This window comes from Flavobacterium sp. KACC 22761, from assembly GCF_034058155.1.
Lineage (GTDB): Bacteria > Bacteroidota > Bacteroidia > Flavobacteriales > Flavobacteriaceae > Flavobacterium.
Genome location: NZ_CP139148.1, coordinates 1,472,607 through 1,488,951, shown reverse-complemented (window position 1 = coordinate 1,488,951; position 16,345 = coordinate 1,472,607). Strand labels below are relative to the sequence as shown.

The window sequence follows — 16,345 nt, the reverse complement described above, 5'->3', positions numbered from 1 at the left end:
AATGTCTATAAAAAACATTAGATTAGAAGTAATGCAGTTTTTGGAAAAAAACGTAGAAAGCTTCGTTGAACAGTATTTAATTCCAGTGGAAAAAATTTGGCAGCCGTCAGACTTTTTGCCTAATTCTGAAGGAGATAATTTCTTTGAGGAGGTAAAAGAGTTGCGTGAAATTGCTAAAGAACTTCCATACGATTTCTGGGTTACGCTTGTTGGTGACACCATCACTGAAGAAGCGTTGCCTACATATGAATCTTGGTTAATGGATGTAGAAGGTGTCGATCAGGTGGAGAACGGCGGAAATGGCTGGTCAAAATGGATCAGGCAATGGACTGGTGAAGAAAATCGTCATGGAGACCTTCTAAATAAATACTTGTATCTGTCTGGTCGTGTGAACATGCGTGAAATCGAAATGACAACACAGCACTTAATCAACGACGGTTTTGATATCGGAACTGGAACTGACCCATACAAAAACTTTGTATATACTAGTTTTCAGGAATTAGCAACTTATGTTTCGCACAATAGAGTTTCACAAATTGCAAAGAAATTTGGTGATAACAAGTTGTCTAAAATGTGTAAAATGATTGCTGGAGACGAAATGCGTCACCACCATGCATACAGCGAATTCGTAACGAGAATTTTTCAAGTGGATCCGAGCGAAATGATGTTGGCTTTTCAATACATGATGAAGCAAAAAATCGTAATGCCTGCACACTTTTTGAGAGAATCTGGTCAAAAAATCAGTTCTGCCTTTGAGCAATTCTCAGATTCAGCACAACGTATTGGAGTTTATACGGCTAACGATTATGTTGATATCATGCAGAAATTGATGAACAAATGGGAAATCGATAAAATTTCGAATTTGACAGACGAAGCTGAAAAAGCTCGTGATTATTTGATGAAATTACCAGCTCGTATGGCTAGAATTTCTGAAAGATTAGTTATTCCTGCAGAATCTCACATTTTTAAATGGGTTGAGCCTGCAAGATTATAATTTTTGAAAATTATAGCTTGAAATTTTGATCATGCAACAAAGTTGCGATTTTAAATAGAGAAATATTTTTATGTTGATTGTCATAGCTTTACCAGCATTTTGGCAATCAACATTTTTTATAAAAGCAGTTGTTTGTCTGCCAAGTTTGTTTAATCTCCAAAATCTGTGAGTAAATTAAATTACTCCTAAAGATGTATAAAATTCTGTTATGAATACCTCTGAATTAATCCATAAAACGATCACTTTTGTAAAAGAAAAACTTAATGATGCCGAAGGCGGTCATGATTGGTTTCATATTGAGCGTGTATATAAAAATGCACTTTTGATTGCAAAAGACACTGATTGTAATCTTGAAATTGTACAATTAGGAGCATTGCTTCATGATATCGCCGATAGCAAATTTCATAATGGAGATGAAACTATTGGTCCAAAAACAGCACGAACGTTTTTAGAGGCTGAAAACGTTTCGGAAGACATTATCCAGCATGTAGTCGATATCATTGAAAATATCTCCTATAAAGGCGGAAATTTCGAAAAGAAATTCTCATCTGTCGAATTGGATATTGTTCAAGATGCAGATCGTTTGGATGCGATTGGTGCAATAGGCGTGGCAAGAGCGTTTAATTATGGCGGTTTTAAAAACAGAGCTTTGTATGATCCAGAAATTGCTCCTGTTACAAACATGACGAAAGAAGAATACAAAAAGAACAATGCACCAACGATAAATCACTTTTATGAGAAGCTTTTGCTTTTGAAAGATAAAATGAATACTGAAAAAGGAAAACAAATCGCTGCTGAAAGACATCATTTCATGGAATTGTTTCTTGCTCAGTTTTATGCTGAATGGGAGGGAGTTAAGTAAGGTTTTCAGTCTCAGTTTTCAGTCTCAATCACAGTAAAATTTAAGATTCAGTCTTTCATCTTTGATCTTTTTTCTTTGATCTCCTATTTGACTTTCTGAACGAATTTCTCAATCGTGGTTTTAAACTCCTTATTTTGTTCATAATACAAAATATGTCCGCCGTCAATGATCTTGACTTCTTGGTTTGGAAATTTAAACAAACGATAATGATTCGGGCCAATGTTATTGTCTTTTGTTCCGGAGATTATTAGTGTTGGAACTTTGATTGAAGCCGTTTCTTTGGTGAAGTCACTAAAATATAAAGGGCCGCTAAGCGCATACTGAGCAAACGACGAATTTCTTTTTTCGCTGTTATCAATGCTGTCTAGTTTTTCGACAGTGGTTCTGTTATCAGAGAGTATTTTATAATCCAAATCAGCTTTTTTGATTTTTGTTTTGGCTTCAAAAAAGGTGTTTAATATGGAATCTTTGTTTTTTACTGAGAAATCTTCTCCTAGCGTTTTGCCCATAAAAGCAATTTGATTCAGAAGCGAATCGTTAATATCAAGTGTGGCATTCAGTAGAATTAGGCCTTTTACATGTTGCGTATATTTTTCGGCATATTTTGTGGCTAGAATTCCTCCAAACGAATGTCCAATTACAAATATTTTCGAGGTTTTAAGATGCACACGAATTTCTTCGATATCATCAATCATTCTGTCCATGCTGTAATTGTTGTCAACCGAAGATCCAGATCGACCGCATCCCCTTTGATCGTAATAACACATTTTTAGCTGATCTTCTAGAACATTTCCGCCAAATTCTTCAAATGATTTGCTCCAAGCGCCAGGACCGCCGTGTACAAAAATGCAGACTTCGCCTTTTCCTGAAACTTTCAAAAATAACGAAACTCCATCTGAAGTAATGAAAGTGCTATTTGATTCTTGCTTTACATCAGTTTTAGTTTGGCTGATTCCGCTTTGAATAAAAATAAGAAATAGCAAAAACAGAAAAGGAACTTTTGATTTCATTTGGCATATTTTAAAAACATAAATGTAATTAAAACTGCACAGAAAAAAACTAATGATTGTTTTTCATTACAAAGTATGTAATTAAAAAAGCGCATAAAAAACCAAGAGAGAACCATAACAATCGGGCAACTCTATTGTCTCTTACGATTTCGAATTTATCTTCTTCAGTCATCATTTTATGGATTTTGAGTTTGTGCAAAATAACATCTTTTGAACTTGATATTAGGCTACTAAAAGTTTTTTAAATATCAAAAAAGGACGTTTTGTTTAAAGGCAAAAAAGACAAAGCTTCACTAAGAAATTGAAAAATCTCTGTGAAGCTTTGTCTTTATTTTAATGGTTTTTTTTCGAAATCAACTGCAACCGCAGTTTCCGTCACCACAGTCTTTTTTCTTTTTTGATTTCCAAAAGAATTTTTTGATTAAAAACCCAATGGCAAATCCTAATATGGCAAAAGCGATAATTTCCTGAACCATGATTTTTATTTTAAGAATTGATAAGCAATTAATGCTGATAAATAAGCAAGCGAACTCATAAAAACAAGTTGCATTGCTGGCCATTTCCAAGAATTGGTTTCTTTTTTGGTGATTGCTAATGTACTGGCGCATTGCATTGCAAAAGCGTAAAAGAGCAATAATGAAATTCCAGTTGCAAAGTTGAATACTTTTTGTCCGGTTTCTGGCCGAATTTCGGCCTGCATTTTGCTTTTTATAGTCGATTCATTATCTGTATCGCCAACGCTATAAATGGTTGCAAGTGTTCCAACAAAAACTTCGCGCGCGGCAAACGAACTGATTAAGGCAATTCCGATTTTCCAATCGTATCCTAAAGGTTCAATTGCTGGTTCGATCGCTCTTCCCATTAATCCGATATAGGAATTTTCAAGTTTTTGAGAAGCAACTTCATTTTCAAACTGAATTTCTGTCAATGTTTTGTCGGCAAATCTTTCTTTAACGATTGTTTCGGCTTCGTTGAAATTTTTTCCTGGGCCGTAAGAAGCTAAAAACCATAAAATAACAGATATTGCTAAAATGATTTTTCCGGCTCCAACAACAAAAGCTTTCGTTTTTTCGACAACATTGATTCCAACATTTTTCAAAAGTGGCATTTTATAACTTGGCATTTCAACCACGAAATACGTTTTTGACTCTAATTTTAAAACTTTGTTTAAAATATAAGCTGATAAAATTGCAGTTCCAAATCCTAGAACATACAGACACATCAATGTTAATCCTTGAAGATTCAATACTCCAAAAACACGTGTACTTGGAATAACCAGCGAAATAATGATTGCATAAACGGGTAATCTTGCCGAACAAGTCGTTAGTGGCGTTACCAAGATCGTAATAAGGCGTTCTTTCCAGTTTTCAATATTTCGAGTTGCCATAATTGCCGGAATAGCACAAGCCGTTCCCGAAATTAAAGGCACAACGCTTTTTCCTGAAAGGCCAAACTTGCGCATGATTTTATCCATTAAAAAAACAACTCGGCTCATATAACCGCTTTCTTCCAAAATGGAAATAAAGAGAAATAAAAAGGCAATTTGCGGAATAAATATAATAACGCCACCAATTCCCGGAATAATTCCCTGCGAAAGCAAATCGGTCAAAATGCCGCTTGGCAATTCTTGTGCAGTCCAGGCGCTTAGCGAAGCAAATGTGCTATCGATAAAATCCATCGGAATGGTTGACCAGCTGAAAATAGATTGGAATATCAAAAATAATATGGCAAAGAAAATTGCATAACCCCAAACTTTATGCGTCAAGACGCGATCTAGTTTTGCACGGATGTCATTCGCCATTGAGGCGTCGACTTTTAAGCCTTCTTTTAAAACATCATTTATAAATTGGTAACGTTTAATCGTTTCCTTTTGTTGCAAGCGTTTTAATTCGGAATGTGATTTTGTGAAAGTGCTTCTGATTTCATTTCGATCCAAATTCAAAAAATTCACGTCTTGCGTGATCACAAGCCATAATTTATACAATAATTGATTCGGAAAAGCGTGTTGCAGCTTCTTAAAGTATTCTTCGTCAATTACTGAAGCATTTAAACAAGGTTCGTTCGGAATTGTTTTATAAGAAACAATTAATTCCTTTAATTCTTCAATTCCTAATCCTTTTCTTGAACTGACTAAAGCAATTTTAGTTTTTAGTTTTTCTTCCAAAAGCGGAATGTCGAGCGAGATTCCTTTTCGCTCCATGCGATCCGACATGTTAATGACTAAAATCGTCGGAATTTGAAGATCTTTTATTTGCGTGTAAATCAGTAAATTTCTTTTCAGATTTTCAACATCGGTTACTACAACTGCGACATCTGGATATAATTTGTCGTTTTTGTTGAGCAAAAGTTCGATTACAACACTTTCGTCCATTGAACTTGCATTCAAACTATACGTTCCTGGCAAATCTAGAATATTGGCTTTAATGTTATGGGGAAGTTTGCAAAACCCCATTTTTTTCTCCACCGTAATTCCCGGATAATTTCCAACCTGTTGATTTAAACCTGTAAGCTGATTGAAAACGGAAGTTTTTCCGGTATTTGGATTCCCAATAAGGGCAACATTAATGTTTTGAACACTCATTACAAATTGTTTTGGATAAGTTCAACTTCAATTTCACGAGCAGTTTCAATGCGAATCGCGACATGCGAACCGTTAATGTCAAGATACAGAGGATCTCCAAAAGGAGCAATTTGAATTAATTCGACCAAGCTGCCCGGCAAACAACCCATTTCTAATAATTTTAGAGGAACAAGATCGATATCAAAATCTTTGATAATGGCTTTTTCGCCTTTTTTCAGAGTGTGAATTGTATTTTGCAAGCTTATTTAGATTGAATTTAGATTGCAAAAGTAGGCAATTATTCTTTATTTCAAGGCATTTAACACTCTTGAATATGCTAAATCTTTCTAAAAATAAAGGATTTTACTCTTTTGACAAGAAATCGATGTCCTCCAAAAGACGTTTGATTTCTTCTTTATTTGTTCCGTCATAAAAACCACGGACACGTCGTTTTTGATCGACCAAAACAAAATTCTCGGTATGAACCATATCATAAAGCTGATCTGGACGGCCTAATTTTACAGCTAGATACGATTTTCTTGCCATCGTGTAAATTTCTTTTTTGTCGCCGGTTACCAAATTCCATTTGCTGTCCACAACATGATGCTTAATGGCATAGGCTTTTAAAACTGGAATACTGTCAACTTCAGGAAAAACGGTGTGCGAAAGCAACATTACTTTCGGATTATTCAAAACTGCTTTTTGAACATCTTCCAGATTAGTTGTCATTTTTGGACAAATAGACCCGCAAGTTGTGAAGAAGAAATCGGCAACATAAATTTTTCCTTCATAGTTTTTTTGCGTAATCGTGTCTCCATTTTGGTTTACAAACGCAAAATCGGCAATGGTGTGGTATTTGCTTTTGTATTGAATCGTACTGTCAACAAGTTCTGGATTGACATCAGCAGGATTGTAAATTGGAAGCGTTTTTTGAGGTTTTAAAGCCGAATAAAATAACGATATGGTGACAACCGAAAATAGAATTAAAACAATAAAGAATTTGCGGTATTTATAAAGAAGCGATTTCATAAAAATAATTTGGCGCAAAAATACAAAAACAGCTTTTTAAAGTCTTAATTATAACGGCTTTTTAACAGAATGAAAACGGTAAATTATAATCTGTTTTTCAGGTTAGAATTATTTATCGAATTTTTTTGTAACAAAAAGATAGTTGTCTAGACAAATGTTTAACTGAAGGCGTTCAAAAGGATATCTTCGAAAAGAAACTGTTAATTATTGATGAATTTTAACATAACATTCAAAATAATAACAATATGTTTGTATATATACTAAAACAATAAATTATAATGATTAAAAAGCTTACTAAACCAATGTTTTGTGTAGTTTCTGCAATGTTTTCATTAACTGCAGTTCAAGCTCAAAGTGCAAAACCAAAAGAACCAGGTATCAATATTGCCAATATGGATACAAAAGTAAGTCCAGGTCAGGACTTTTTTCGTTATGTAAACGGAGCTTGGCTAGACAAAACTGAAATTCCTAGTGATAGAACTTCATGGGGAAGTTTTAACGAATTGCGTCAAAAAACTGACGAGAATTCTCTTGCTATTTTGAAAGAAGCTTCGAAAAACCCGAAGTATAAATCAAATACGGATCAAGGTAAAGCAATTGCTTTGTTCAACACTATCTTAGATACTGTTGGAAGAAACAAAAGAGGCGTTACGCAGCTTCAACCTTATTTGAAGAAAATCGATGCCATTAAAAATGTTGCCGATCTTCAAAATTATATCACTGAAATGCAACTTTCTGGCGGATCAGGTTTCTTTGGAGTTTATGTTGGTGCTGATGCTAAAAACAGTAACAAAAACACTGTGAGTTTAAGTCCAGGTACTTTAGGACTATCTGATAAAGATTACTATAATGCAGATGATAAAGATTCTAAAGAAAAACGTGAAAAATATGAATTACATGTTGCTCGTATGATGCAATTCATCGGAGAGTCTCCTGCTAAAGCAAAAGAAAGTGCAAAACAAATTTTGGCTCTAGAAGTTGAAATGTCTGCGCCAAGATTAGACCGTGTTGAAAGAAGAGACAGAAGAAAACAATACAACCCAACTGCTGTTGCTGATTTGAAAAAGAATACGCCTTCTATTCAATGGGAGAAATATTTCGCAGGAATTGGAATGGCTAAATTAGATACAGTAAATGTGGCACAGCCTCGTTACATGATCGCTCTAGAAAAAACTTTTACGGAAAAGAAAGTAGAAGCTTGGAAAGAGTACTTAAAATGGTCATTATTAAACAGAGCAGCTTCAACTTTGACTACAGAAATTGAAAACGCAAACTTTGATTTTTACGGAAAGACATTAACTGGAGCTTTAAAACAACGTCCGCGTGAAGAAGTTGCTTTGCAAGTAATCAACGGAGCAACTGGAGAAGCTTTAGGAAAATTGTATGTAGAAAAATTATTTCCTGCTGAAGCAAAAGAAAAAGCAAAAGACATGATTGCTAATGTTATGCTTGCTTATGAGAACAGAATCAATGCGTTGCCTTGGATGTCTGCTGAAACTAAAGTTAAGGCTATTGAAAAATTAAAAAAACTAACGATTAAAATTGGATATCCGGACAAATGGAAAGATTATTCAAAATTAGAGCTTAAAGACGTTAAGGAAGGCGGAACATATTTTGATAATATGAAAAGTATTTCAAAATGGGCTTATGCTGACAATCTTGCTGATCTTTCAAAGCCTGTAGATAAAACAAGATGGGGAATGTCTCCACAAACTGTTAATGCTTATTTCAACCCATCTTACAACGAGATTGTTTTCCCAGCTGCAATTTTACAGCCTCCATTTTATAATTACCAAGCTGATGCTGCTGTAAATTACGGTGGAATTGGAGCAGTTATCGGTCACGAGATTTCTCACGGATTTGATGATTCTGGTGCTCGTTACAATGCTGACGGAAACCTAGTTGACTGGTGGACTCCTGAAGATTTAAAACAATTTACTGCTCTTGGTGGAGAACTTGCTGCTCAATATAGTGCTTTAGAGCCATTGCCAGGAATTCACGTTGATGGTAAATTTACTTTAGGTGAAAATATCGGTGACTTAGGTGGAACAAATGCTGCTTATGACGGTTTGCAATTATACTTGAAATCTCATGGAAATCCTGGCTTAATTGACGGATTTACTCCAGAGCAACGTTTCTTTATTTCTTGGGCAACAGTTTGGAGAACAAAAGCTAGAGATGAGGCTATTAAAAGCCAAGTTAAAACGGATCCACACTCTCCAGGAATGTACAGAGCAGTTGTGCCAATCCAAAACTTAGATTCTTTCTACCAAGCTTTTGGAATCAAAAAAGGTGATGCAATGTATGTTGAACCAGAAAAGAGAGTTAAAATCTGGTAATTCTTTTATTTTATAATATAAAAAGAGGCTGTCTCAATTTTTGAGACAGCCTCTTTTTTGTTTTATAAATTTAAAGCTCCAGCGGAGTATAATATTTATAGCTGAAAAAAACATGATGAAATTAAGCTCCAGCGGAGTGATATTTCACTCGGACGGGGTTTGTTTCTAACAATTATTAGGTTCTATAAATTCCCTCTGGGATTTAAGAAGATTATTTCAAATGGCTGTAAATATAAGCTTCAATTGCTTTCAATTCTTCGTCAGACATTGCTTTTGTTATCGCAAAGTTAGTCTGCATAACTGCAAACTGATTCGGGTCAACAATTGGTTCTGCATTTCCTTTTAAGAAAGTCGGAATGTCACCTTTTTTGTCTTTGTAAGTTTTAGCAATCTCCTGAATACTTGGTCCAATCACTTTTTCCCCCACCTGATGGCAAGAAGTGCAATTGCCTCTTCCTTCAAAAATTTCTTTTCCTAAATCTTCTGGTGTTTTGGCTCTCGCCGATTCTCCTTCAGAAACTGATTCGGTGCTTTCTGTTGATTTTCCAAATGATTCCTGACTTTCTTTTTTACATGAAGCAAAAGCTAAAACGGCAATTAAGAATATTATTTTTTTCATTATTATTTATTTAAAATTACAGCTGCTTCTTTTGCAAAATAAGTTGAGATAATATTGGCTCCTGCACGCTTAATGCAATAAAGTTGCTCTATCATAATTTTGTCATGATCCAACCACCCTTTTTCTGCTGCGGCCTTTACCATTGCGTACTCACCAGATACTTGATAAACCGCAACGGGCACGTGAACGGCATTTTTTACCTCACGAACAATGTCTAAATAAGCCATTCCTGGTTTTACCATTACGATATCTGCACCTTCTTCAACGTCTAATAATGCTTCACGAATTCCTTCAATTCTGTTCGCATAATCCATTTGATAGGTCTTTTTATCTTTTGGGATATTTTGAGAATCTACCGGAGCAGAATCCAACGCATCACGAAACGGTCCGTAAAATGCCGAAGCATATTTGGCACTGTAACTCATTATCCCCACGTTATGGTGACCATTTTCCTCTAACGCTTTTCTGATCGCCAAAACCCTTCCGTCCATCATGTCGCTTGGCGCAACAAAATCGGCACCAGCTTCAGCGTGGCTTAAACTCATTCGGGTTAGCGCGTCAACAGTGGCGTCGTTGATTAATTGACCATTTTCGATGATTCCGTCGTGACCGTAGATTGAATACGGATCTAAAGCAACATCCGGCATTACAATCATTTCCGGTACAGCATCTTTAATCGCGCGGATTGTTTGTTGCATCAAACCGTCTTTGTTCCAGGCTTCTGTTCCTTTATTGTCTTTTAGATTGTCGCTTACTTTTACGTAAATATTCACCGCTTTGATTCCTAAATTCCAAGCTTCTTTTACTTCTTTGATTGTGTTATCTAGCGAATGGCGATAAATTCCAGGCATTGAAGGAATGGCAGATTTTACATCTTTTCCTTCGGCAACAAACATTGGAAGCATAAAATCTTGCGGACTTAAGCTTGTTTCACGAACTAAAGAACGAATAGATTCATTGGTTCTTAAACGACGGTTTCTTTGTAATGGGAACATTTTATTTGAATTTTAGATTTTAGACTGCAGATTTTAGATTTTTTGCAATCTTACTTTAATTTTTATTATTTGAAATACTTTTGACTTTACGACTTTAAACTTTCGACTAATTATTTAATTGAAGCGTTGTAAATTTCTTTGATTGTGTTGTTTAGCTCATTATTGAAATCATCGTCAGATTGTCCGGCTGAAAGTCCTTCAGATAATGCTCTTGAGAAACTCGCGATTAGTCCGTGGTTTTGTGAAAGTTTTTGATTGGCTTCTTCTCGTGAATAACCACCGGATAATGCTACGACACGCACAACATGAGAGTCACTCATTAGTTCTTTATAAAAATCAGTGACCGTTGGAATTGATAATTTCAACATTACTTTTACATCTTTGGCAAGCGTATTTAGCTGTTTTATAATTTCATTTTTCAGAATTTCTTCTGATTTTTCTTTATCTGAACTATAAATGTCAACTTCTGGTTCAATAATCGGAATTAGTCCTTTTTTGAAGATTTGCAAACCAACTGCAAATTGTTGTTCAACAACTTCCTGAATTCCTTTCGCATTTGCTTCTTTAATCACCGAACGCATTTTTGTTCCAAAGATATTTCGCGCCACGGCACGGTCGAGCAAATCATCTAAATTTGAAATCGGTTTCATCAATTGAACACCGTTTGAAAGTTCAGCAAGTCCTTTGTCAACTTTTAAAAACGGAACGATATTTTTCTTTTCCCACAAATAATCGGCCGTCCATTGTCCGTCGATTTTGCGGTCCATTGTATTTTCAAAAAGAATTGCCCCAAGAATATATTGACTGTCAAATGCTGGACTTTTAATAATTCGGGTTCTCATTTCATGTACAAGTGTGTACATTTCTTCTTCATTTGCATAATTGCTTTCTTCAACGCCATATTGCGATAATGCTTTTGGGGTACTTCCGCCACTTTGATCAAGCGCGGCGATAAAGCCTTTTCCGGAATGCATACGATTTAGTTGTGCCGTTTTTACATTTGTCTTTTCCATAATAATGATTTTTAATTATTAGAAATCCCTGCTTGTGCTTGTTTTTGCTATTTTGAAGGCTTTTTAAAGACCTATTTTCTCATTTGCTTTGTCATATACTTCTTTTATCTTTTTTGGAGGATCAAATCGATATCCTGCAGAAATTTTTAAAGTGACAATATTGTCATTCAATCGCGGATCTACTTTTTCATCCTGATCAAAGCTTACCGCATTGAGACTGGCAAAAGCAAAGAAACGATCTTGATTATAAGCCAATTTTAAATTGAAATCGGCTTGATATAATGCTGAGGTGTCTCCGTCAACATCGTTAATCCCGGCGCCCAAACCAAGTCCAGCTCCAATTAAAACGCGATCACTTATTACAAAATTATAAAAATATGAAGGAGTTAAAGTAAATACGTAAATATCTCCAGGAGATGAATCGGGTGTATTTAAGTCTATATTAGTATAATAGAAAGAAAAAGTAGGGATGAAACTGCCAGAACTTTTAGTTTGCCATTCGTTTTGGTTTACCAATGTTTTGTATGAGAATTTATCATTAAAAATATACGATGTCGAGCCACCAATTTTTGTTGTACGCATATTTGGCAGTTGGGCATTTATACCGCTTTCACTGACATAAAATCCTTTTTGATTGATGAAAGTGAGCGACTGCATCCATTTTTTATAATAAAAACGAGTATTGAAATTAAAGTTTTTGGAATGTGAATCGCCAGTATTTCCTCCAAGAAATTTCGGAGCAAAACCAATTGTTACGTCAATGATTTTATAATTCAAATTAAAACCAATTTGCTCTCTTCTATTCGGAATAAGATCGAGAAAGATTTTAGGTTCTTCTTTATCTGAAGCAATTTGAAAACTATTTGAAGTATCTAAATAATAAATGCTCCCAGTAATTTTATCATTGTATGATTTAAAATACGGATTTTGTAGCGTATCATTTTGGGCAAAACACCCAAAAACACTTGCAAAAAACGCTATATAAATTAATTTTAAATCCACTTATTAAAAATAAAAACAACAACAATACTATTTAGTAGAATAGAGTAAAATTAGAACGACAAACATTAAAATAAATACAGACATTTCAAACCATTTACTCATTCTCTCAATTTTTTCTTCTTTATTAAAAAAGATCCTTATCATAAATAAAAAAGAAAAAAGAACTACAAACATGCAAATGAATGTTATTAATTTATATTGAATACTTTCTGTACTGCCAGCGGTATTAACTCCTTGAAAGAGTAAAGCTATAATTGCTGAAAATATTCCTAGTAATTCTAAGTTTTTCTTTTCTTGTTCTTTTAATTGAGCTTGAATTTCTGTTTGTTTTTCAATTAGTTTATTTGTAGAAGAATAAATGTTTTTTAAGCTTTTAATTTGATTGTCAAAATTCAAAATAAAAGATTCAATTTCTTTTAGAGAATCTTTATATTTTGTATAATCTATCGAAAGTGAAAACCCCAAAGAGGTAAAATAACTTAAGGTGATATCTTCTTCTCCTTTTTTTAGGTTAATATTAATTTTAGCTTCCTCGCATGGAAGTTGATACGCATAATATAAATGATTCTCTGACCATTGAACATTTTTTTTGTAAAGCTTAAAGCATATTTTAAGTTTTTCAAGAGCAATTTCGACATTTGTAAGATTTTCAATTTTCAATTCTTCAATTGAAATATTTGTTTCAATGTATTTTTTTAAAAATGAGCAAATTTTAAAATAGGGAAAGAAATTATTTACAAGTGAACTTTCCTGAAGTTTTCTATATTCTGAAATTAAATTGTCTATATCAGAAAAATTAATATTGTTGATTTTTAATGAAAGAATATTATTCATTAAATAATTCTTTGAAACATTTAAGGCTAATCTATCAAAATCAGATTTTGGTTCATAGTTTTCAAATATTGTAATAAGCTTTTCTAGATCAGTTAGATCTTTTTTAAGGTCTTTATAATATTTTATTAGACAATGAGTCTGAAAAAAAGTAAAAGTAGAAGAGTCTCTTGTTTCTGTTAATATTTCTTCAGCTAATCTCTTTATTATAGTTTCTTTTTCTTTATTATCCTCACTTAAAAAATGGTTCTGCGAATAATTATCCCATTTTTTAAAGTAATCAAACATTAAAGGATGTTGATCTAATGAAAAACTATACTCATTTAAATTATATATATAACCATCATTGTATCGGGTTTCATCTTGTGTAATACGAATTATTATTTTTCTTTGAAAAAAAGTAGCAGATTCAATTAAAATATCAATAATTTGATTATAACATGTTTCAGGATAGTTTATTTTGGTTTTTAGTTTTTTAAGTACATCTTTTGTTTCAAGAAGGTCCTTAAACTCAGAATTATAATTTTCTAAAAAGAAACTTGCTCTGGAAAGAGAAATATTAATATAAAATAAATCGAACAAACTTTCAGTCAATACATCATCTTTAGATGTGAAATATTTGTTGGTACCATCAAAAGTATCTGAAATATCTAGAACTATTGTTTTATGAAGATTGCTAATTTGTTTATTAACATTGTCCGAAATTCTTTTGTAAACTTCTAGAGCTTTTTTGAATGAAAATAAGAATTGTTGATCACTTAAAGCTTTTGAAAAAAGAAAATCATCATTGTCTGTTGTCATTAAACTTCCTTGTAAAACACCAACTTTGCTATGGATCTCTTTTAACTTTTCATCAAAAACAGTTTTATTAAAAACATATTCGCTTTCTAAGACTGAAAGATTTAAAAATTCAAATACTTTTATTAAAACATCTTTTTCTTTTTCAACAAGATTTGTTGTGAATTCAACCAAATCTAAATTTGGGTTTAATTCGTCTGCCCAATTTGGATTTTGAAATTCGATATCTAGAAAGTTCTGTAACTGCTCTAACCACCTCATTTAACAGACTAATTGTAGGTTTAGAATTTTATTATCTCTGACAATTAAATCTTTTTCAATTTTTTTAGAATAAATACCACTTCTTACCGCTTCAGCATAAACAAATTTCCAAGAATCCCATTTATGAGTTAGTTCAACTAAAGAACCTGCATCTGCATTTACAAAGCATGAGTCGATTTTTTTTATTGTAATTATAGCTTCATCAATTGAATTGTTAACTGCTCCATCAATATTTGTTGATGGAGTATTGTCTATGAATGTTGTCTTAAAATTGTTAATTGAAAAGTTAGAAAAACTGGAGTTATCTTTTATTTTACGATAAATATCAGTTTCAACTGGTCCATATGGCATAGCAAAAAACTCAAATTTATCTAGTAAAATTGGATCTGTATTACTATTGATTGCTGTCACGAAAAAATGTAATTTGATTAATTTTAAGATACTAAAGTCATTACTCTGATTGAATTTTTCTATAGAAGTGATTTTATTTTCTTCCATATACCAATCTTTTAGTCGATGAACAATTGTCTCAAATATTTCTATTTTCGTACTCATAATTAGTAAATTTTATTGTAAATATAATCTATTTATATCCAATCAATTGGGTTAGATAGTGTTAAAATTAATTTCTCTTCTTCGCTTCCTGCTTCGGCATGATGATCATAAACCCATTGCACATGCGGAGGCAAACTCATTAAAATACTTTCAATTCTTCCGTTTGTTTTTAAACCGAATAAAGTTCCTTTGTCGTGAACTAGATTAAACTCCACATAACGGCCACGACGGATTTCCTGCCAGTTTCTGTTTTCCGGAGTATATGCTAAATTTTTTCTTCTTTCTACAATCGGAACATACGCTTCAAGGAAACTATTACCAACCTCAGTTACAAAGTTATACCAATTTTCCATTGACATTGATTCATTTGCTTTGCAATAATCAAAGAACAAACCACCAATTCCGCGGGCTTCATTTCTATGCGCGTTCCAGAAATAGGAATCGCATTGTTTTTTATATTTCAGGTAAAACTCTGGATTGTGTTTGTCACACGCTGTTTTACAAGTTTGATGAAAGTGTTTCGCATCTTCTTCAAACAAATAATAAGGCGTTAAATCCTGTCCGCCGCCAAACCATTGTTCGATAACATTTCTGTTTTCATCATACATTTCAAAATATCGCCAATTGGCGTGCACAGTAGGAACCATTGGGCTTTTTGGGTGAATTACCAAACTTAATCCGCAAGCGAAGAAATCGGCTTCGCCAACGTTGAACATTTTTTGCATCGTTTCAGGAAGTTTTCCGTGAACGGCTGAAATGTTTACACCACCCTTTTCGAAAACCGCACCGTTTTCAATAACACGTGTTCTTCCACCACCGCCTTCTAGGCGTTTCCATAAATCTTCGCGGAATTTTGCAGTTCCGTCAATAGCTTCTAATCCAGCGCAGATTTGGTCCTGTAATTGTTGTATGTAGGCGTAAAATTTGTCTTTCATGATTTAATATATTCTGATTTAAGTAGTCCGAAATAAACCGTGTTCTGCAAAGTGCCGTCGCCGTTTCTAAATTCGTCTCTTAAAATTCCTTCTTGTTTAAAATTGTGTTTTAATGCAATTCGCTGACTTGCGAGATTGATTTCTGAAGTGCAGATAAAAACTTTGTTCATTTTTAATTTATTGAAACAAAAGTCAAGCGCATCAGAAACCATTTTGGATGTAATTCCTTTTCCTTGAAAATCTTCGTCAATAAAATAACCTAATTCACATTTAGAAATGCGATAATCGATCGTTTTTACACATAAATAACCAATTAGATTATTTGTTTTTATATCTCGGGCGAAGAAATAATATCCTTCACTATTTCTTTCCTTGTCTTTATTAACGGAGATAAAATTTTCAGCTTTTTCTGGTGAGTCGGAATTAGCTAGCGTTACAGGGAAAGTCTTTTCAATATGATTTTTATTCTTATCAATTAGTTTATAAAACTCTTTAGGAAGAATATTTTCGATTCGGTCAGTTTTCCAATCTGTAAAACTCAT

The 16,345-nt window shown here is 33.5% G+C and carries 17 protein-coding genes; 3 read left to right on the top strand and 14 right to left on the bottom strand.

What is annotated here, in order from left to right:
* The first annotated feature begins 1 nt into the window (after position 1).
* Together SCB73_RS06590 and SCB73_RS06585 are read left to right on the top strand one after the other, a co-directional pair.
* Positions 2-994, top strand: a complete 993-nt coding sequence (locus tag SCB73_RS06590; protein ID WP_320569284.1) for an acyl-ACP desaturase — start codon at positions 2-4, stop codon at positions 992-994.
* 208 nt (positions 995-1,202) lie between these two features.
* Positions 1,203-1,856, top strand: a complete 654-nt coding sequence (locus SCB73_RS06585) for an HD domain-containing protein (RefSeq protein WP_320569283.1) — start codon at positions 1,203-1,205, stop codon at positions 1,854-1,856.
* Between the two features lie 83 nt (positions 1,857-1,939).
* On the opposite strand, the gene SCB73_RS06580 is transcribed toward SCB73_RS06585, so the two are convergent.
* The 6 genes from SCB73_RS06580 to SCB73_RS06555 all read right to left on the bottom strand — a co-directional run bounded on the left by SCB73_RS06580 (position 1,940) and on the right by SCB73_RS06555 (position 6,455).
* Positions 1,940-2,866 (bottom strand): alpha/beta fold hydrolase, encoded by a 927-nt coding sequence (locus SCB73_RS06580; RefSeq protein WP_320569282.1) that lies wholly within the window; start codon positions 2,864-2,866, stop codon positions 1,940-1,942.
* A gap of 49 nt (positions 2,867-2,915) precedes the next feature.
* Positions 2,916-3,041 carry a hypothetical protein gene (locus SCB73_RS06575; protein ID WP_320569281.1) on the bottom strand — a complete coding sequence of 42 codons (126 nt, stop codon included), beginning with the start codon at positions 3,039-3,041 and terminating at the stop codon, positions 2,916-2,918.
* Positions 3,042-3,219: 178 nt separating this feature from the next.
* The gene (locus SCB73_RS06570) at positions 3,220-3,342 is read right to left on the bottom strand and encodes a FeoB-associated Cys-rich membrane protein (protein WP_413927823.1); all 123 of its coding nucleotides are present in this window, start codon (positions 3,340-3,342) and stop codon (positions 3,220-3,222) included.
* A gap of 5 nt (positions 3,343-3,347) precedes the next feature.
* The gene (gene feoB, locus SCB73_RS06565; protein ID WP_320569280.1) at positions 3,348-5,447 is read right to left on the bottom strand and encodes a ferrous iron transport protein B; all 2,100 of its coding nucleotides are present in this window, start codon (positions 5,445-5,447) and stop codon (positions 3,348-3,350) included.
* Entirely contained in the window at positions 5,447-5,686 is a 240-nt protein-coding gene (locus tag SCB73_RS06560; protein ID WP_026727375.1) for a FeoA family protein, read from the bottom strand. The genes feoB and SCB73_RS06560 overlap by 1 nt, the downstream gene beginning before the upstream one ends.
* A gap of 103 nt (positions 5,687-5,789) precedes the next feature.
* Entirely contained in the window at positions 5,790-6,455 is a 666-nt protein-coding gene (locus SCB73_RS06555) for an SCO family protein (protein ID WP_320569279.1), read from the bottom strand.
* Between the two features lie 278 nt (positions 6,456-6,733).
* On the opposite strand from SCB73_RS06555, the gene SCB73_RS06550 reads away from it, so the two are divergent.
* A complete protein-coding gene (locus SCB73_RS06550; RefSeq protein ID WP_320569278.1) occupies positions 6,734-8,794 on the top strand; it encodes a M13 family metallopeptidase in 2,061 nt (686 codons plus the stop codon).
* Positions 8,795-9,005: 211 nt separating this feature from the next.
* Here the strand turns inward: SCB73_RS06550 and SCB73_RS06545 are convergent, their stop codons facing one another.
* The 8 genes from SCB73_RS06545 to SCB73_RS06510 form a co-directional block, all read right to left on the bottom strand.
* Positions 9,006-9,413 (bottom strand): c-type cytochrome, encoded by a 408-nt coding sequence (locus SCB73_RS06545; protein ID WP_320569277.1) that lies wholly within the window; start codon positions 9,411-9,413, stop codon positions 9,006-9,008.
* 2 nt (positions 9,414-9,415) lie between these two features.
* Positions 9,416-10,408, bottom strand: a complete 993-nt coding sequence (gene hemB / locus SCB73_RS06540) for a porphobilinogen synthase (RefSeq protein ID WP_320569276.1) — start codon at positions 10,406-10,408, stop codon at positions 9,416-9,418.
* Between the two features lie 110 nt (positions 10,409-10,518).
* Entirely contained in the window at positions 10,519-11,421 is a 903-nt protein-coding gene (locus SCB73_RS06535; RefSeq protein WP_320569275.1) for a fructose bisphosphate aldolase, read from the bottom strand.
* 63 nt (positions 11,422-11,484) lie between these two features.
* On the bottom strand, positions 11,485-12,423 hold the full coding sequence (locus tag SCB73_RS06530) for a DUF4421 family protein (RefSeq protein ID WP_320569274.1): 939 nt from the start codon (positions 12,421-12,423) through the stop codon (positions 11,485-11,487).
* Positions 12,424-12,450: 27 nt separating this feature from the next.
* On the bottom strand, positions 12,451-14,313 hold the full coding sequence (locus SCB73_RS06525; RefSeq protein WP_320569273.1) for a hypothetical protein: 1,863 nt from the start codon (positions 14,311-14,313) through the stop codon (positions 12,451-12,453).
* Positions 14,314-14,868, bottom strand: coding sequence for a type II toxin-antitoxin system antitoxin SocA domain-containing protein (locus tag SCB73_RS06520; RefSeq protein ID WP_320569272.1), 555 nt, complete (start codon positions 14,866-14,868; stop codon positions 14,314-14,316).
* A 32-nt stretch (positions 14,869-14,900) separates the two neighbouring features.
* Positions 14,901-15,803 (bottom strand): oxygen-dependent coproporphyrinogen oxidase, encoded by a 903-nt coding sequence (hemF, locus tag SCB73_RS06515; RefSeq protein ID WP_320569271.1) that lies wholly within the window; start codon positions 15,801-15,803, stop codon positions 14,901-14,903.
* Positions 15,800-16,345: a GNAT family N-acetyltransferase gene (locus tag SCB73_RS06510; protein ID WP_320569270.1), complete on the bottom strand. Its 546-nt coding sequence runs from the start codon at positions 16,343-16,345 to the stop codon at positions 15,800-15,802. Before SCB73_RS06510 ends, hemF begins: the two co-directional genes overlap by 4 nt.